The sequence below is a fragment of the Lentzea albida genome (genome assembly GCF_900111005.1).
Classification (GTDB): domain Bacteria; phylum Actinomycetota; class Actinomycetes; order Mycobacteriales; family Pseudonocardiaceae; genus Lentzea; species Lentzea albida.
The window spans coordinates 31,359-48,439 of the sequence record NZ_FOFV01000029.1 but is presented as its reverse complement, the minus strand read 5'-3'; the positions used below and the strand labels follow the sequence as shown (position 1 = coordinate 48,439).

General features: G+C 69.7%; 14 protein-coding genes and 1 riboswitch. Of the genes, 4 read left to right on the top strand and 10 right to left on the bottom strand.

Features of this window, described 5'->3' with window-relative positions; all coding sequences use genetic code 11:
* Positions 1–144 precede the first annotated feature (144 nt).
* From BMY74_RS41785 to BMY74_RS41760, 6 genes are all read right to left on the bottom strand, one after another.
* Positions 145–975, bottom strand: a complete 831-nt coding sequence (locus BMY74_RS41785; RefSeq protein WP_089927286.1) for an ATP-grasp domain-containing protein — start codon at positions 973–975, stop codon at positions 145–147.
* A gap of 130 nt (positions 976–1,105) precedes the next feature.
* On the bottom strand, positions 1,106–4,846 hold the full coding sequence (locus tag BMY74_RS41780) for an ABC transporter ATP-binding protein (protein ID WP_089927282.1): 3,741 nt from the start codon (positions 4,844–4,846) through the stop codon (positions 1,106–1,108).
* Between the two features lie 889 nt (positions 4,847–5,735).
* Positions 5,736–6,608, bottom strand: coding sequence for an ABC transporter permease subunit (locus BMY74_RS41775; RefSeq protein WP_089927355.1), 873 nt, complete (start codon positions 6,606–6,608; stop codon positions 5,736–5,738).
* Positions 6,608–7,564, bottom strand: coding sequence for an ABC transporter ATP-binding protein (locus BMY74_RS41770; protein ID WP_089927279.1), 957 nt, complete (start codon positions 7,562–7,564; stop codon positions 6,608–6,610). Before BMY74_RS41770 ends, BMY74_RS41775 begins: the two co-directional genes overlap by 1 nt.
* 22 nt (positions 7,565–7,586) lie before the next feature.
* The gene (locus BMY74_RS41765; RefSeq protein WP_245786694.1) at positions 7,587–8,024 is read right to left on the bottom strand and encodes a hypothetical protein; all 438 of its coding nucleotides are present in this window, start codon (positions 8,022–8,024) and stop codon (positions 7,587–7,589) included.
* A complete protein-coding gene (locus tag BMY74_RS41760; RefSeq protein ID WP_045312139.1) occupies positions 8,024–8,206 on the bottom strand; it encodes a hypothetical protein in 183 nt (60 codons plus the stop codon). Before BMY74_RS41760 ends, BMY74_RS41765 begins: the two co-directional genes overlap by 1 nt.
* Before the next feature lie 343 nt (positions 8,207–8,549).
* Here BMY74_RS41760 and BMY74_RS41755 point away from each other — a divergent pair, with 343 nt between their 5' ends.
* Positions 8,550–9,998 (top strand): MFS transporter, encoded by a 1,449-nt coding sequence (locus tag BMY74_RS41755; protein ID WP_089927276.1) that lies wholly within the window; start codon positions 8,550–8,552, stop codon positions 9,996–9,998.
* Between the two features lie 10 nt (positions 9,999–10,008).
* Positions 10,009–10,689 carry a TetR/AcrR family transcriptional regulator gene (locus BMY74_RS41750; RefSeq protein ID WP_089927273.1) on the top strand — a complete coding sequence of 227 codons (681 nt, stop codon included), beginning with the start codon at positions 10,009–10,011 and terminating at the stop codon, positions 10,687–10,689.
* Positions 10,690–10,744: 55 nt separating this feature from the next.
* Here BMY74_RS41750 and ald read toward each other — a convergent pair whose 3' ends face one another.
* Positions 10,745–11,857 carry an alanine dehydrogenase gene (gene ald / locus BMY74_RS41745; RefSeq protein WP_089927269.1) on the bottom strand — a complete coding sequence of 371 codons (1,113 nt, stop codon included), beginning with the start codon at positions 11,855–11,857 and terminating at the stop codon, positions 10,745–10,747.
* 224 nt (positions 11,858–12,081) lie between these two features.
* A riboswitch (glycine riboswitch) is annotated at positions 12,082–12,174 on the top strand.
* 64 nt (positions 12,175–12,238) lie between these two features.
* Between ald and gcvH the strand changes: the two genes are divergently transcribed.
* Positions 12,239–12,622, top strand: coding sequence for a glycine cleavage system protein GcvH (gcvH, locus tag BMY74_RS41740; RefSeq protein WP_089927266.1), 384 nt, complete (start codon positions 12,239–12,241; stop codon positions 12,620–12,622).
* A 43-nt stretch (positions 12,623–12,665) separates the two neighbouring features.
* Positions 12,666–14,030 (top strand): L-serine ammonia-lyase, encoded by a 1,365-nt coding sequence (locus BMY74_RS41735; protein WP_089927263.1) that lies wholly within the window; start codon positions 12,666–12,668, stop codon positions 14,028–14,030.
* Here the strand turns inward: BMY74_RS41735 and BMY74_RS41730 are convergent.
* The 3 genes from BMY74_RS41730 to BMY74_RS41720 all read right to left on the bottom strand — a co-directional run bounded on the left by BMY74_RS41730 (position 14,017) and on the right by BMY74_RS41720 (position 16,694).
* Complete coding sequence (locus BMY74_RS41730; protein WP_089927260.1) at positions 14,017–14,634, bottom strand: hypothetical protein; 618 nt, start codon at positions 14,632–14,634, stop codon at positions 14,017–14,019. The two genes, BMY74_RS41735 and BMY74_RS41730, sit on opposite strands and share 14 nt — an antisense overlap.
* A gap of 40 nt (positions 14,635–14,674) precedes the next feature.
* The gene (locus BMY74_RS41725; protein ID WP_089927257.1) at positions 14,675–15,028 is read right to left on the bottom strand and encodes a winged helix-turn-helix transcriptional regulator; all 354 of its coding nucleotides are present in this window, start codon (positions 15,026–15,028) and stop codon (positions 14,675–14,677) included.
* A gap of 76 nt (positions 15,029–15,104) precedes the next feature.
* On the bottom strand, positions 15,105–16,694 hold the full coding sequence (locus BMY74_RS41720) for a TROVE domain-containing protein (RefSeq protein ID WP_089927255.1): 1,590 nt from the start codon (positions 16,692–16,694) through the stop codon (positions 15,105–15,107).
* Between the last annotated feature and the right edge of the window lie 387 nt (positions 16,695–17,081).

Genomic DNA, 17,081 nt, shown 5'->3' with positions numbered 1-17,081 from the left:
GCAGTTGAGCAATTCTTGAGGTGCGTCTCACCACGTCACCTCCTTTCGGGTATTGCGCGCTATGCCGTTGGACGGGCATACGCACCGAGTGCAGTGATCAGTTCACGATAGGTACAAGCAGGCCGCTTCGTGGATTGATCTTGTTCAGGTCAGTGAACCGCGGATCGAGGCCGTCATCGCCTCGACGAAGCGGGCCCTGGTGTCGTCGCTCGTCCGGTCCAGCGAGAGGTACGGGTTCAGGTCCTCCAGTTCGACGAGCAGCAGCTCACCGCTCCGCGTGCGGCACGCGTCGACGCGCTGGACGCCGTGGCCGAGGTCGTTCCACTCGACGAACCTCCGCGCGAACTCCAGGTCTTCGCGACTCGGCGTGTAATTCGCGAGCTCCCAGCGCCGGGCCGGGTCCGGCGCGTTCAACGCGTACTGGAAGTCGTGGTCCACGAAGTAGAACGACACCTCGTACCGAAAATCGATCTTCGGCTGGACCAGGACCTCGGTTCCGGCTTTCCGCGCGAGGTGGTTCTGGAGATCGCCTGCTTCGACGAACTCCAGGCCGTGTGAATCGGCGCCGGCTTTGGGCTTCACGACGTAGGTGTCGGCCTGGGGGAGTCCGGCCAGGTCGTTCCGGTCGGCCGTCGGGATGACCGGGTAGCCGAGGGCGGTCAGGTCGATCAGGTACTGCTTGCCGGCCATGTCGGCCTTGCCGGTCAGCGGGTTGTAGACGCGCTGGTTCGTGGCTGCGGCCTGTTCGCGGAAACGGGCGTAGGCGGTGGGGTACTCGATCACCGGGCCGCTGTTGCGGACGACGACCGCGTCGAAGCCCGCCATCAGGGCGGTGACGTCCTGCGGGTGGCAGACGGCCAGGTCGAAGGACTGTCTGAGCTGTGAGGTCAGGTAGATGTCCTCGTCGCAGTAGCGGCGCCCCCTGGCCTGGTAGGAGAGGTCGGAGACGTAGAGGACCGAGGGGCGGGGCGGCATGGGGCTCCTCTGGGGTTCCGGTTCGGGGGAGTCGGGTTGTGGCCGGGCTGCTCGCCCCTGGCGCACCGGTGGGCGGGCACGGGTGGACCGGCGCCGAGCTCGCTGCTCGCCGCCGTGCCTTCCGCTGTTCTCAGGCGGCTTCCGGGGTGTCGCCGTGACGCCACAGGCGGGCATAGGTGCCGTTGGCCCCTAAGAGGTCGGCGTGGGTGCCCTGTTCGATTATTCGGCCGTTGGCCAGGACGACTATTCGATCTGCTTTTGCCGCTGTGGCCAGGCGGTGGGCCACGACGAAGGTGGTCCTGGCGCCGGTCAGGTGGTCGCTCGCCGCCAGGACCGCTGATTCCGTGGCCGGGTCGAGGGCGGCTGTGGCCTCGTCGAGGAGCAACAGGTCGGGGTTGACCAGTTCCGCTCTGGCCAGGGCCACCAGTTGGCGCTGGCCGGCGGAGAGGTTGTTGCCCCGTTCGCCCACCGGTTGGCGGAAGCCGTTGTGGAGGGTGGCGATCGTGGGGAGGGCGCCTACCGCTGCCGTCGCCTTCTCGATCTCGTCTTGTGTGGCTTCCGGGCGGCCATAGGCGACGTTGCTGGCTATGTCGCCACCGAAGAGGTGGGCTTCCTGGGGGACCACGCCGAGGCGTTGGCGGTACTGGGAGAGTTCGTAGGTGCGGATGTCCGTGCCGTCCACCAGGACCGTGCCCTCGGTGGCGTCGTAGAAGCGGGCCACCAGTTTGACGAGGGTGGACTTGCCCGCGCCCGTTTCGCCTACCAGCGCGACTGTTTCGCCCGGGGACACGTGGAGGCTCACGTCGTCCAGGGCCGGGGTTTCCGCGCCCGTGTAGGTGAAGGTGACGTTGCGGAGCTCCACCTCGCCGCGGAGGCGGGGCGGGACCGGGACGGGCTCGGCCGGGGGTTCGACGGTGCTCGGGGTGCGGAGCAGGTCGCCGATGCGGCGGAGGCCGACCCTCGCCTGCTGGTAGCCGTCGAAGACGCCGGAGAGTTGCTGGATCGGGCTGAAGAACAGGCCCAGGTACAACAGGAACGCCAGCAGGACGCCTGGAGTCAGGCTTCCCGTCGCCACCCGGTGGGCGCCCACGGCGAGGACCACCGCTTGGGCCACGCCGGAGAGCATGGCCACGAACGGGAAGTACGTGGCGATGTAGCGCTGGGCCCGCAGGCGGGTGCGCCGGTAGGCGTCGCTGCGTTCCGCGAAGGCCTCGGCCGAGCGGCGTTCCCTCGTGTAGGCCTGGGAGGTGCGCAGGCCCGAGACGTTCTCCTGGAGGTCGGCGTTGACCGCGCTGACCCGTTCCCTGGCTTCCGCGTAGGCGGTGGAGGAGAGGCGTTGGAAGACCACCGTCGCCGCGATCAGGACCGGGAGCACCGAGAGGGCGATCAGCGCCAGCGAGGTGTCGGTGACGACCAGGGCCGCGGTGATGCCGACGACGGTGACCAGGCTGATCACAGCGGTGACCAGGCCTGTCTGCAAGAACGTCGACAGGGCGTCGACGTCCGTCGTCATCCTCGTCATGATGCGGCCGGCCATCTCGCGCTCGTAGTAGTCGAGGCCGAGGCGTTGCAGGTGGGCGTAGCTGCGGACGCGCAGCAGGTAGAGCAGGCGCTCGCCCAGGCGGGCCGCGAAGACGGTGCTGCCCGCCGTCGTCAGCCAGCCGATCACGACCAGGCCGACGCCCAGGCCCACGGCCCGCCACAGCGACGACTCGGCGCCGCCGACCACACCGCCGTCGATGCCCAGGCGCACCAGCGAGGGCATGCCCACGCCCACCAGCGCGTCGAGCACCACCAGGGCCGCCACGCCGCCCAGGGCCCAGCGGACCGGGCGCAGGAGACGGGCCAGGCGGAAGGCCGGGTCGGGCGCGCGCGGGTCTTCCCCGTGCAGGACCGGGACCTCGGTGGCGGGTGGGAGGGAACGGACCTGGGCCAGCAGCTCGGGGGTGGGCGGGCCACCCGCCAGGGCCGCCATGCTGCCGCCACCGGGGCCTCCGCCCCCTCCTCCGCGCCTGCTGGACGCGGCGGGCGCCGAGGGCTTGGCCTCGGCGATCAGGCGCTCGTCCAGGGCCTCCTGCGACAGCTTTGGCCACAGCTCGCCGGTCCGGACGGGCGCGGCGGACTCGATCGCCTCGCCGGGACCCGCCAGCAGGTCGCGGTAGAGGGCGCAGCGGGACATCAGCTCGGCGTGCGTGCCGACGTCGACCACTCGGCCCGCGTCCAGGACGGCGATGCGGTCGGCCAGCGACAGCGTGGACCGCCGGTGCGCCACCAGGAGAGTGGTGCGGTGGGCCGTGACCGACGCCAGCGTCGCGTGGATGGCGGCCTCGGTCGCGTTGTCGACGGCGGACGTCGCGTCGTCGAGCACCAGGATCCGCGGGTCGGAGAGCAGCGCGCGGGCCAGCGCCACGCGCTGGCGCTGACCGCCGGACAGGGTGAGGCCGCGCTCGCCGACCACCGTGTCGTAGCCGAGCGGCAGCGCGTTGATGAAGTCGTGGGCCTCGGCGGCCTTCGCGGCGCGCTCGACCTCCTCGCGCGAGGCGTCGGGACGCCCGTACGCGATGTTCGAGAACACCGTGTCGGAGAAGAGGAACGCCTCCTCGAACACCACGCCCACCGAACCGCGCAACGACTCGAGCTTCACCGTCCGCACGTCGGCACCGCCGACCCGGACCGAGCCCTCGTGCACGTCGTAGAACCGGGGCAGCAGCAACGACACCGTCGACTTGCCGGAGCCCGCGGTGCCCACCAGCGCCAGCGTCTCGCCCGGCTCGACGGAGATCGAGAAGTCCTTCAGGACGGGCTCGCTGCGGGCGTACCCGAACGTCACGCCGGAGAACGAGACCCCGAGCGGCCCGTCCGGCACCTCACCGGGGCCGTCCGTCACGTCCGGCTGCGAGTCGATCAGCTCGTAGACCCGCTCCACACCGGCGCGCGCCAGCTGGGCGGACACCATCAGGCTCGACAGCAGCCGCGTCGGCCCCACGAGGTTCGCCACGTACGTCGTGAACGCCAGGAACGTGCCCAGCGTGACCTGTCCGTGCAGCGCGAGCCAGCCGCCCAGCCCCAGCACCGCGACCTGCCCGAGCAACGGCAGCGCCGTCACCGTCGCGAGCGGCTTGGACGACAACCGCGCCGCCCGCATCCGTTCCGCGAACAACGACCGGGCGTGCTTCTCCAGCCGGGCGACCTCACGCGCCTCCTGACCGAAGCCCTTCACCACGCGGACGCCGGTGACGGTCTCCTCGACGTGCTGCGCCAGGTCGGCCGCCCGCTGCTGCGCCGACCACGTGGCCGGGAACAGCGTCAGCCGGGTGCGCCCGGCGAGCCACGCCACCAGCGGCAGCACGATCACCGCGATGATCGTCAGTGGCACCGACAGGTAGATCATCGCGGCCAGCGCGGCCAGCGCGAACACCACCGTGCCGATGGCCAGCGGCGCCATCATCAGCAACGACTGCACGAGCTGCAGGTCGGTGATCGAACGCGACACGATCTGCCCGGTCCGCAGCTCGTCCTGCTTCGCGCCGTCGAGCCGCTGCACCGCCGAGAACACGCCGAGCCGCAGGTCGTGCTGCACCCCCAGCGCCAGCCGCCCGCCCAGGTAGCGGCGCAAGAAGGCCGACCCGAACGTCAGCAGCTCGAGCACGACCAACGCCACCATGAGCGGCCACAACCTGTCGGTGCGGCCGCCCGTCGAGTCGTCGATCGCGGTCTTGAGCAGCAACGGGCCCGCCGCCTGCAGCCCCACGCCGACGACGGCGGCGAGCACCGACAGCACCACCAGGCGGGGGTGCTGCCAGCACGCCGCGGCAAGTCGGCGGATCCAGCCCTTCGTCACGGGACCCACAGTACGTTCGGGGTCCGACATAAAAGTGTGACGTCAGAAACGCCAGGTCAGGCGGGTGGTGTGGGCCGCGCACGCGAATGCGGGGCGATCGGCCCGCAGGTCCGGCGGGCGGTGCCGGTCGCGCAGCCGGGCCTGGGGGCGGCCACGCGCAGGCCTGGCGAGTGGTACCGAGCGCACGTCGCCGTCGCGAGCTGACCGCGCACGCAGGCCTGGCACGCGGTGGCAACCGCACTCGCGCTACAGCCACGCACGCTGCCTGGCGCGTGGTGCCGACCGCACTCGCGCACGCGCTGCACCACGCACGCTGGCCTGGCGCGCGGTGCCAACCGCGCTCGCCCGCCCGCTGCGACCACGCACGCTGGCCCGGCGAGTGGTGCCGACCGCACTCGCGCACGCGCTGCGACCACGCACGCTGGCCCGGCGCGCGGTGCCGACCGCATTCGCGCACGCGCTGCGACCACGCACGCTGGCCTGGCGCGCGGTGCCGACCGCATTCGCGCACGCGCTGCACCACGCACGTTGGCCTGGCGCGCGGTGCCAACCGGCGCCCACCCGCACAAGGCCGACCCACGCACGCAGCCTGGCGTGGCGATGCGCAGCGAGCCGTCTGAACTGTGGGGCTCTCGGAGGCGGTTCGGGCCCGTACACGGCGATCGGGGCTTGACCTTGAGGGGCGGGGTGCTACCCCTTCGGGCACGGCCGGGCGCTTTTCAGCCCGGCCTTTTCCGGCCGTCACAGCACCCCGCCGGAGGCTCGAGGTCAAGCCCCGATTGCAACCCGCAAAGTCCGTCAAGACCCGCGAGACCACCCTCGCAAGGCGACCGAATCAAGCAAACGCGACCAACCCCGCTGGAACGCGACCGACCTCACTGGAACGCGGCCAAACCCAGGAGCGCGACCACCGCAGGAATCAGGTGATGTCCTTGGACTGCGTGACCGCCCATCCGCCCGCGAACACGACCCCGGCCCACCCGAGGAACACGATCCCCGACAGCCACCAGTCCTGCGCCCCGGCCGCACCCGCGATCGCCCGCAGCACGTCCTCGATCTCCGTCGGCACGACACCCGCCGACGACAGGAACAGGTCGACCGCGACCGACCCGGTGAGCCCGTTGATCGAGCCGTTCGGCAGGAAGCCGATCACCGCCGGCACCTGGAGGTACGCGAGCACGCCGTGCACCACGTTCTCGATCACCACGAAGTAGATCAGCAGGAGCACGATCGCCCCGGCCACGTTCGGGACCAGCGCGCCGACGCCGACGCCGAACATCGTCATCAGGATCGACGACAGCACGCAGACCAGCGTCAGCATCGCCCAGCCGCCGGCGTCCGGGAGCTGGCCCGAGTCGCTGGTGATGACCACGCCGATGCCGAGGAACAGCATGATCGCGAGGCCGTAGATCGCGCCCCACAGCACGTACACCAGCATCTTCGCCAGCAGGGCGTGCATCCGCGACGGCGCCGTCAGGAACGTCGTGGTGATCGTGCGCCGGCTGATCTCGCCGGAGATCGCCATCGCGCCGAAGATCATCGGGAAGATCGTCGAGATGTTGATCGCCCGGGCCATGCCGAACAGCGAGACCTTCCACTGGTCCGGCGTGACCCCGAGGAAGTCCGACACCTCGTCGACGTCACCGCTCGACGCGAAGTCCACGAAGAACTGGCCCAGCAGACCGGTCGCGAGGCCCCAGCCGAGCGCCAGCACCGCGGTCGGGATCAGCAGGCCCCACCACAGGCCGGTCGTCGTGGTCTTGCGGAGCTCCGCTCCTACGAGGTTGCCCATCAGGCCCACCCACCCTGCTGCTTGAACGGGGCCTGCGCGGGCGCGTACCCGGCGTACTGGCCACTGGTGAGCTGGAAGAACAGCCGCTCGAGGTCGATCTGCTCCTCCTGGATGCCGTAGATCGACACACCGGCCTGCAGCGCGAGGTCGGCGACCTGCCGCGAGTCCACACCGGACACCGCGAGCCTGCCGTCCGGCAGCTGCTCGATCATCTGCACGCCGGCGGCGCGCAGGGCGTTCGCGAGGGCGTTGATGTCCGACGGCTGCACGAGAACGCGCCGCTGCTGCGACTGCCGCAACTGGTCCAGCGGTCCGTAGAACATCGTCTGGCCGCGCGAGATGATCACGACCTGGTCGACGGTCTGCTCGACCTCGGCCAGCAGGTGGCTGGAGATCAGCACCGTGCGGCCCATGCGCGCGTACGACTGCAGGAACGTGCGCAGCCAGGCGATGCCCTCCGGGTCGAGGCCGTTCGCCGGCTCGTCCAGCACGAGCACCTGGGGGTCGCCGAGCAACGCGGTGGCGAGCGCGAGTCTTTGCTTCATGCCGAGCGAGAACCCGCCCACCTTGCGGTCGGCGGCGCTGCCCAGGCCGACCAGGCCGAGGACCTGGTCGGCCTGCGCGTCCGGCACGCCGATGGCCGACGCGTACACGCGCAGGTGGTTGCGGGCGGAGCGGGCGGGGTGGAACCCCTGCGCCTCCAGCACCGCGCCCACCACGCGGCCGGGCTGGCCGAGTTGGTGGAACGGTCGTCCGTTGATCGTCGCCGTGCCGCCCGTGGGTTTGACGAGGCCCAGCAACATCCGCAGGGTCGTCGTCTTGCCCGCGCCGTTCGGACCGAGGAAGCCCGTCACGCTGCCGGGTGACACGGTGAAGCTCAGGTTCTGCACCGCGGTCACCGGACCGAACTGCTTGGTCAGGTTCTGGACCGCGATGAGGCCGCTGCCGTCATGCATGCGGCCCATCCTGCCTGAAAGGTCACTCCGGCAAGGCGTGCTTGGGACGAGACACGACGGGCGCGCGGTGCACCACCGGTGGTTCGTCGGTCAGGACCGGCAGCTCGGTGGTCATCTCGGCCGGGGTTTCCTCCGGCATCTCGATAACACCTGATCGAGTGAAGGGGTTGCGCAACGGCCTGCGCCGTTCGCGGTGCGGCAGCCCTTCTCCGATGAGGTGCTGGTGCGCCATGTTCCAGACCTGGCAGGGCCACCGGCGCCGGCGCAGCCATCCGGGACACGCCCGGCACCGGCCGTCCTCGTCCGGCTGGTGCACCGTCAGCAGCAGGCGCCAGCCGTCCGCGAGGCGGTGGATCTCCGCGCGGGCCAACGGAACCAGCGCCTCGGCCTCTCCGTGCTCGGCCACCTTGTCCAGCAGTGCCAGGCGTTGCAGCACCGCGTCGCGCAGGCTCGCGTCCATCACATCTTCGCCGTGGCCTGGTCGAGCAGCGAGCCCAGCCTGCGCGTCTGGGTGGCGGACATCACAGCGGTCTCGCCAGGAGGCGTGACCAGCAGGACGCGGTCGTTCTCCACCAGAACGGTCATCGACCTGTCGCGACCGAACGGGTCGTGGCAGTGGATCCATCCCTGTGGTTCAGCCATGGAATCTCCCTTCGAGGGACACCCGACTTGGTCTTCATCGGCCGAACCCCCTGCTCGCCGCACCGCGAACCGGGGAATTCACTCGTTTGCTGGACCGGCCGGACACGTGCAGTGGTCCACTCGGGGAAACTTTCGGGTCGCGTTTCGGCGGGGGTGCTGGGCGCGCTGCCACAGAGCCCGCTATATTTGGTGACGGCGGCCCCGCTCCCAGTGACCCCCAGGCTGGTTGAGCGCGGCCGCCCTTTATTTTTCCCACTTTTCCGGCACGTCCTGTCCAGAAATCTGTTGCGCCCAGCGCTCTCGTACGCTGTAAGGTCCTCGTACACCGTAAGGGGGACCGGAGATGACTTCGACGACCGAAGAGGTTGGGGTGCGCCCGCACCCGCAGCGCTGGGCCGTGCTCGGCGTGCTGTGCCTGTCCGTGATGGTGGTGGTGCTGGACAACACCGTGCTCAACGTGGCCATCCCGTCGATCTCGACGAGCCTCGGCGCGAGCACCGCGGACATCCAGTGGATGATCAACGCCTACTCGCTCGCACTGGCGGGCCTGCTGCTCACGACCGGTTCGCTGAGCGACAGGTTCGGCCGCAAGCGCGCACTGCTCACGGGGCTCGTCCTGTTCGGCACGGGAAGCGCGGTCGCCGCCTACGCGAGCACGTCCGAGGCGTTGATCGCCGCACGCGGCTTCATGGGCGTCGGTGCCGCCGTGCTGATGCCGGGCACGCTCGCCGTGCTCACGCAGTTGTTCGACGACAGGGAACGCCCGAAGGCCATCGGCATCTGGGCCGCTGTCACGAGCCTCGGCTTCGCGGCCGGACCGGTGATCGGTGGCGCGCTGATCAAGCACTTCTGGTGGGGTTCGGTGTTCCTGATCAACGTGCCGGTCGCGGTCCTCGCGCTCGCGGCCGTCGCGTTCCTGGTTCCGGAGTCCAAGGACCCGACCGTGCGCAGGCCGGACGTGATCGGCTCGATCCTGTCGATCGTCGGCATGGTGTCGGTCGTGTACGCGGTGATCGAGGTGCCGGAGCACGGGTTCGGCTCCGCGGAGTTCGGCGTGCCGATCGCGGTCGGCCTCGTGACCATGGCCGGATTCGCCCTATGGGAACGGCACACCACCGACCCGATGCTCGACCTGACATTCTTCAAGAACCGCCGCTTCACCGGTGCCGTGGCGTCCGGCGTGCTGGCGGCGTTCGGCATGGCGGGCTCGCTCTTCCTGCTGACGCAACACCTCCAGGGCGTGCTCGGCTACAGCCCGCTGGAGGCCGGCGTGCGCGTGGCGCCGATGGCGATCGCGCTGCTCGTCACCAGCAACACGTTGGGACAGCTCGTGATCAGGCTCGGCGCGGGCCGGGCGATGCTGCTCGGCATGACGATCGTTGCGGCCGGCGTGGCCCTGCTGTCGATCGGCACCACCTACCCGCCGACACTGGCCGGGCTGGTCCTCATTGGCGTCGGAGTCGGTGTGTCGCAACCGGTCGCGGTCAACGCGCTGATGGGGTCGATCCCACCGGAACGCGCCGGTGTCGCCTCCGGGCTGTCGGGCACGTTGTCGGAGCTGGGCTCCTCCTTCGGCATCGCGGTGCTGGGCGCGTTGCTGTCGGCGCGGTTCCTCGCGTCGCTGCCGGACGGGGTGCCGGGCCGTTCGCTGAGCGAGGCGTTGCACAGCGGCGCGGACATCACCGTCGTGCGCGAGGCGTTCTCCAACGGCATGAGCGTGAGTCTCGTGATCGGCGCGATCGCCGTGTTCCTGGGAGGTGTTGTGGCCAGCGTGTTGCTGCGGCGTGCTTAGGATCGTCCACGTGGAGAGCGTGTGGTTCAGCAAGCCCAGGCCGAGCAGCAACCAGCCCCTCGGCCTGAGCCGGGAAGCCATCGTCCGCAAGGCGATGGAGATGCTGGACGAACACGGCCTGCAGAAGCTGTCCATGCGCAAGCTCGCCGCCGAACTCGGCGCGGCCCCCATGTCGCTCTACTGGCACGTGCCGACGAAGGACGCGCTGATCGAGCTGTGCCTCGACGAGATCTACGGTGAGTTCCCGTTGCCGGAACCGGACGACGACTGGGAGCCGGCCGTGCGCGAGATGATGCACTCGATGCGTCGTCTCGCGCACAAACACCCGTGGTGGATCCGCGGCATCGGCGAGTTCAACAGCATCGGCCCGAAGGCCGTCGCCATGAGCGACGCGATGCTGGCACCCATGCTGCGGGCAGGGCTGTCGCTGGGCGGGGCGGCACGGTCGATCTCGACGATCTCCAGCTTCGCGGTCGGGTACGCGATCGCCGAGGTCAACTTCGTCGCCCGCGGCGGGATGGACTCACCGCCGCCGGACCTCGCGAAGATCGCCGACATGTACCGGGAGCAGCACCCGACCTACGTCACCATGCTGGACCAGCCGGAGATCTGGTCGCTCGAGGGCCAGTTCGAGTTCGGGCTGGACTGCGTGATCGACGGCATCAAGGCGCGCGTCGCCGCCCTCCGGTAGGCGAAACCCCCGCAGCGATTCACGCGTGCGGGGGCCTCTTTCATTCAGTTGGTCGTCAGACGACGCTCTCCAGCGCCGTGTGCGGCAGGCCGGTCGCCTCGGCCACCGGGCCGTTGGTCAGCTTGCCGGCGTGGGCGTTCAGGCCCAGAGCCAGCGAACGGTCGTCCTTCAGCGCCTTCTCCCAGCCCTTGTCGGCCAGCGCGACCGCGTACGGCAGCGTCACGTTGGTCAGCGCGTAGGTCGAGGTGCGCGGGACGGCGCCCGGCATGTTCGCGACGCAGTAGAACACCGAGTTGTGGACCTCGTAGGTCGGCTCGGCGTGCGTGGTGGCGCGCGAGTCCTCGAAGCAGCCGCCCTGGTCGATGGCGATGTCGACGAGCACCGAACCCGGCTTCATGTCGGCGACCAGCGCGTTCGACACGAGCTTCGGCGCGGCCGCACCGGGGACCAGCACGGCGCCGATGACCAGGTCGGCCTCGCGGACGGCCTGCTCGATGGCGAACGAGTTCGAGGCGAGCGTGCGCAGGCGGCCCTGGAACTGGGCGTCGATCTGGCGCAGGCGGTCGACGTTGGTGTCGAGGATCTGCACGTCCGCGCCCATGCCCACGGCGATCGTGGCGGCGTTGATGCCGGCCACACCACCGCCGATCACGACCACGCGAGCCGGGGCGACACCGGGGACGCCACCGGGCAGCACGCCGCGGCCGCCGGAGGGCTTCATCAGGCTGAACGCGCCGACCTGCGGGGCCAGCCGGCCCGCGACCTCGGACATCGGGGCGAGCAGCGGCAGCGCGCGGTTCGGCAGCTGCACGGTCTCGTAGGCGATGGCCGTGGTGCCGGACGCCAGCAGCGCCTCGGTCAGCGGCTTGTCGGCGGCGAGGTGCAGGTACGTGAAGAGGGTCTGGCCGGCGCGCAGGCGCGGGTACTCCTCGGCGATGGGCTCCTTGACCTTCAGGACCAGGTCGCCCTCGGACCAGACGTCGTCGGCGGTCGCGAGGACCTTGGCACCGGCGGCGAGGTACTCCTCGTCGGTGATCGCGGAGCCCAGACCGGCGCCCTGCTCGACGAACACGTCGTGCCCGCGGCTCGTCAGCTCGTGCGCACCGGCAGGGGTGAGAGCGACGCGGTACTCGTGGTTCTTGATCTCGCGGGGAACTGCGATCCGCACGATGACTCCTCCGTTCGGTGGCCGACATCTCACAATGTGAGCCACTCGCAAGGTCATGTCACTGTGCAGATCGCACTATCCGGCACCTGCTGGATTGTTCACTTGGGACAGAGCGACCTGAACATGACTCGCGTTCCAGTCGACGTCCCCGCGTTGACACTCGACCGGGACCGCACATAGCGTGCGCGCCGAGAACTGAACACCGGCCGCGGCGCGCAAGCGCCACAACCCGAGTGGGAGAGACCTCGACGACCGAGTCGGGGCGCCGAAGGGGCAAGCTCCCGCACACTCTCAGGCAGCAAGACCGCTCGGGGTAGGCAACTCTGCACGGCGGAGGGGGCGCAAGCAGTCCTGACCCGTCACAGCCAGAGGAGTCGCGCCGTGGAGTTCCCCGAGAACCTGCTCTACACCGTCGAGCACGAGTGGGTCGACTGGACGCCGGGCACCCAGGACCCGCTGACCTGCGGAATCACCGAGTACGCGGCCGACGCGCTGGGCGACATCGTCTACGTGCAGCTCCCCGAGGTCGGCGCGAAGGTCGTCACCAACGAGGTCTGCGGTGAGCTCGAGTCCACCAAGTCCGTCAGCGACCTGTTCTCGCCCGTCACCGGCGAGGTCATCGAGGTCAACAGCGCCGTCGTCGAAGACCCGGCCATCGTGAACAACGACCCGTACGGCGCCGGCTGGCTGTTCAAGGTCCGCGTCGAGTCGGCCGAGAACCTGCTCACGGCGGCGAAGTACGCCGAGCTCACCAAGACCGACTGACATGGGCCTGACTGACCGCTCCACCACCACGAAGGACTGATCAGTGGCGATCAGCGTTTTCGACCTGTTCTCCGTCGGCATCGGCCCGTCCAGCTCCCACACGGTCGGCCCGATGCGCGCGGCGGCCATGTTCGTCGACAAGCTCGGCGAGCGCGCGTCCACAGTGGACCGCGTGCACGTCGAGCTGTTCGGCTCGCTCGGCGCGACCGGGCACGGCCACGGCAGCCCGAAGGCCGTGTTCCTCGGCCTCGAGGGCAACCTCCCCGAGGAGGTCGACCCCGCGGTCGCGGCCGGCCGCGTCGAGGAGATCATCTCCGGCGGACGGCTCAAGCTCGGCGGCACGCACGAGATCGGCTTCGTGCACGACCGCGACCTCGTCATGCACCGCCGCAAGTCACTCCCGTTGCACCCCAACGGGATGAGCTTCGAGGCCTTCGCGGACGGCAAGTCGGTCGAGCACGCCGTCTACTACTCGATCGGCGGCGGCTTCGTCGTCGACGAGAACGCGAGCGGCACCGACCGGATCAAGCCGGACACCACGCCGTTGCCGCACCCGTTCCTGACCGGCGACCAACTCCTCGCGCGCTGCCGCGAGACCGGCCTGTCGATCAGCGAGATCATGATGGCCAACGAGCTGTCGTGGCGCACGGAAACCGAAGTCCGCGAAGGACTCCTGCACATCTGGCACGTCATGCAGGAGTGCGTCGAACGAGGCTGCACCGAACACGGCGTCCTGCCCGGCGGCCTGAAGGTCCGCCGCCGCGCCGCCGAGATGCGCAAACGCCTGGAGGGCGAGCACTTCGTCACCGACCCGCTGCGGGTCATGGACTGGGTGACGCTCTTCGCGCTCGCCGTCAACGAGGAGAACGCGGCGGGCGGCCGCGTCGTCACCGCACCGACCAACGGCGCGGCCGGCATCGTTCCGGCGGTCCTGCACTACTACACGAAGTTCGTGCCGGGAGCCTCCGACGACGGCGTCGTCCGCTTCCTGCTGACCGCGGGCGCGATCGGCGTGCTGTTCAAGGAGAACGCGTCGATCTCCGGCGCCGAGGTCGGCTGCCAGGGCGAGGTCGGCTCGGCCTGCTCGATGGCCGCGGGCGGGCTCGCCGAGGTGCTCGGGGGCACTCCCGAACAGGTCGAGAACGCCGCCGAGATCGCGATGGAGCACAACCTGGGGCTGACCTGCGACCCGATCGGCGGCCTCGTGCAGATTCCCTGCATCGAACGCAACGCCGTCGCGTCCATCAAGGCCATCACGGCCGTGCGCATGGCGTTGCGGGGCGACGGCTCGCACTTCGTGTCGCTCGACAAGGTCATCAAGACCATGCGGGACACCGGCAAGGACATGTCCGTGAAGTACAAGGAGACGGCACGCGGCGGCCTCGCCGTGAACGTCATCGAATGCTGAACTCGGCCATCAGGTCGACGTTCTCCAGCGCTTGACGAGCGTCCCGGCTGTCGATCCTGGACAGCCGGGCGCGCAGCGCGGGGGAGTGCAGCCAGTCGCGGATCGGCTTTCCGGGGTCGTCCCACAACATCCAGGTGAGCAACGGGCCGTTGTCGCGTCCGTAGTGCCACGAGTAGTCGTGCGCGACATGGGCGACGACGTCGTCCTCGAAGGTGTCGACGAGCCGCAGCCAGGGAGCCATGTCCCGGTCCAGCTGAGCGGCCGCGTGGAGCAGTTCGTCCAGTCGCCACCAGCGCTCCGGGTCCGCCGCCGCACGCACGACGACATCGGTGACCAGCGCGCGCAGCGCGGCTTGCTCGCTCTCCGGCCAGCTCTCGAACCGGGCCCACGCCAGCCCCGCGGTGAGCTTGCCGTCCGGATCGTTCTCCAGCACCCCGACCACCCGGTACCCGAGCCGGCGCCACGCAGGCTCGTACTCGTCGCGCTCGAAGTGGTCCGTGCTCTCCCAGGCGAACTTGTGCACGAGCTTGTCGGACAGCAGCTCGGGATCCCCGTCGAGCAGATCCAGCTCGTCCTGCCGCCAGCACCGTCCGCATCCGTTCACACGATCAGCCCAATCAGCCACACCAAGCGGATTCACCAGGTCAGCGGGCGTCGTACGCCTTCTGCGCGTCCAGCACCTCGGGCATCCGCGCTTCCAGCAGGTGGATCAACGAGAGCAGCCGCTCCGCCGTCTCGCGCCCCAGCGGCGTGAGGCTGTAGTCGACGCGCGGCGGGTTCGTGGGCTGCGCGTCGCGGTGCACGAGCCCGTCGCGCTCCAGCGCCTGCAACGTCTGGGACAGCATCTTCTCGCTGACCCCGTCGACGCGGCGGCGCAGTTCGTTGAACCGCAGCGGGCCGTCCACGAGCACGCCCATCGTCAGGCCGCCCCACCTGCCGGTGACGTGCTCCAGCAAGGGACGTGACGGGCACGCCTTCGCGAACACGTTGTACTCCATGTCAGCATCATAGCTGGTGAGAACGCTAACTGATAGTAAGTGTGAGGGTTCTCCGCGTCAGAGAACCCTCACACCGTCAGAACGGCCAGGTGGCGTTCTGACCTGCCTCGAGCAACGGGACCATGCGAAATGTTGCGTCCGTAAGGCCGCCGAATTCGTGCCTGTTGGCCTTGCCGGTCGCGTACGCCGCGTGCTCGTACCCGCCCAGGTTGAACCCGTAGATCGGCACGTGCGCCGGCACGACGTCCGAGACGCCCTTGCCGTAGTACCCGGACATCGTCTGCATGTCCGAGATGATGAACACGCGGTCGTGCCGCCGGTACGAGCGCCGCAGCGACCCGACGATGTCGGTGCCGTGCCCGACCTCGCCGATCCGCCGGAGGAACCGGTCCACCTCGCGGATCACCGACGCCCCTCGTGGGACGTCGTGGCGGAACGTGCCGTCCGCGAACCCGACCACGTCGACCTGCTCGCCCTTCGCGCCGAGCGCGACGCCGAAGACCGCCGCGGCCTTGGCCGGGGTGACCTTCGAACGGGCCGAGATCGCGCCGCCCGACATCGACGCCGAGGTGTCGATGAGGACGAGCGACCGGCCCGGCAGTGCGGGCAGGTTCGCCAGCGACGCCTGCAGCGCCTGGTCCAGGGCGTGGCCCCAGCGCAGGCTCGGCGCCGCCTCGTACGCGGACAGGAAGCGGAACGGGAACTGGCGCGAGCGCGCGACCTGGCCGGGGTCGGCCAGACGTGCCGCGACCAGCGCCGCCGCCTCGTCGGACAGGCCGGCCTCGTCGAAGTTCCTGAGGTTCCTCAACTGGGCCATGTACCCCATCGACGGCGCCAGCGCCTCCCACACCTCGCGGGTGAGCGGTCCCTGCAGCCATCCCGCCACGGCCTCCCACGTCATCCCGGCCCGCTGCAGCACGTCGGCCGCGTCGGGACGCGAGAAGAGCGCACGGCGCTGTTCCAGCGGCCACGCCATCAGCTCACACCGTGCCGCGACCACGCGCAGCGCCTCCGGCACCTCGGTGTCGGGGGAGCGGCGGCGGTCCAGCACGTACTGGAAGAGCTCGCCCTGCCACGGTGCTGCGGGCGACGGGTGGGCGAGGTTCAGCACGTCGGCCATCCGGTAGCCGCGGGCGTCGCTGTCCCACTTGAGGACCGCGCGCTCGTCGTACAGCCGCCGGACGGCGTCGGAGATGCCGCGCTTGATCGGCTTCGGGACGCGCCGGCCGTTCTGGGCGGTCCAGTAGGCGAGGAGTTCGCCCGGCTCGTCCGCCCGCTGGAGGACGGAGTCGACGACGGCGCGGTTGGTGACGCCCGCGTCGGACTCGGCGACCAGGCGGGCGAGCACGAACTCCGCCGCGCCGACCAACGACGCGGTGCGCATGTTCGCCTCGCTGCGCAGCCACTTGAGCAGGCGCGCGGTCCATTCGGGATCCGCGAGTGCCGCGGCGTGCACGAGCGCTGCGAAGCGGTTGTCGCGCTTGCGGCCGGACTCGTAGAACGTGTCCTCGCCGCCCATGTTCGACACGGCGAGCAGGAACAGCTCGGACTTCGTGTCGCGCGCGTAGCCGTCGCCGCGCTCGTGGGTGCGGCCCGTCGGTTCCGGCGCCGTGGCGACAGGGCTGGTGCCCGCCGGACGCGCGCGGAAGATGTTGAACTTCGCCATCGGCTCTTTCCCCCTTTTGGGCAGACAAAAGGGAGCTCACGAACTCCACACGTGTCCGAGGTCGAGGTCGCGGAAGGTACGTGCTGCTCTGCCAGTTGAGCTACAGCCGCCGAACGACTGACGGGACTCGAACCCGCAACCCGCCCATTAGGAGTGGAAGTAACCCTCTGCTTCGCACCGGACACGTGTGGAGTTGTGCGCTCCCGAGATCAAACACGCCCGCGGTTGGGTTTTCATCTCCAATGAAGTAACCGCGGACTTTCGCACCGGGTGCTATTTACATGCAACCACACCGCGCCAGCGAATTAATTCGAAGCCGATGTGGAGTTTGGACGCCCGAGATCAGATCACGGAAGGTGACGTGCTCACCGAGGTGAGCAGAGACCG

What these genes read in the sequence shown, in the direction of transcription:
- BMY74_RS41780 (WP_089927282.1), bottom strand. Translation starts at nt 4,846, where the DNA reads ATGTCGGACCCCGAACGTACTGTGGGTCCCGTGACGAAGGGCTGGATC.
- BMY74_RS41720 (WP_089927255.1), bottom strand. Translation starts at nt 16,694, where the DNA reads ATGGCGAAGTTCAACATCTTCCGCGCGCGTCCGGCGGGCACCAGCCCT.
- BMY74_RS41775 (WP_089927355.1), bottom strand. Translation starts at nt 6,608, where the DNA reads ATGGGCAACCTCGTAGGAGCGGAGCTCCGCAAGACCACGACGACCGGC.
- BMY74_RS41755 (WP_089927276.1), top strand. Translation starts at nt 8,550, where the DNA reads ATGACTTCGACGACCGAAGAGGTTGGGGTGCGCCCGCACCCGCAGCGC.
- BMY74_RS41725 (WP_089927257.1), bottom strand. Translation starts at nt 15,028, where the DNA reads ATGGAGTACAACGTGTTCGCGAAGGCGTGCCCGTCACGTCCCTTGCTG.
- BMY74_RS41760 (WP_045312139.1), bottom strand. Translation starts at nt 8,206, where the DNA reads ATGGCTGAACCACAGGGATGGATCCACTGCCACGACCCGTTCGGTCGC.
- BMY74_RS41785 (WP_089927286.1), bottom strand. Translation starts at nt 975, where the DNA reads ATGCCGCCCCGCCCCTCGGTCCTCTACGTCTCCGACCTCTCCTACCAG.
- BMY74_RS41770 (WP_089927279.1), bottom strand. Translation starts at nt 7,564, where the DNA reads ATGCATGACGGCAGCGGCCTCATCGCGGTCCAGAACCTGACCAAGCAG.
- BMY74_RS41765 (WP_245786694.1), bottom strand. Translation starts at nt 8,024, where the DNA reads ATGGACGCGAGCCTGCGCGACGCGGTGCTGCAACGCCTGGCACTGCTG.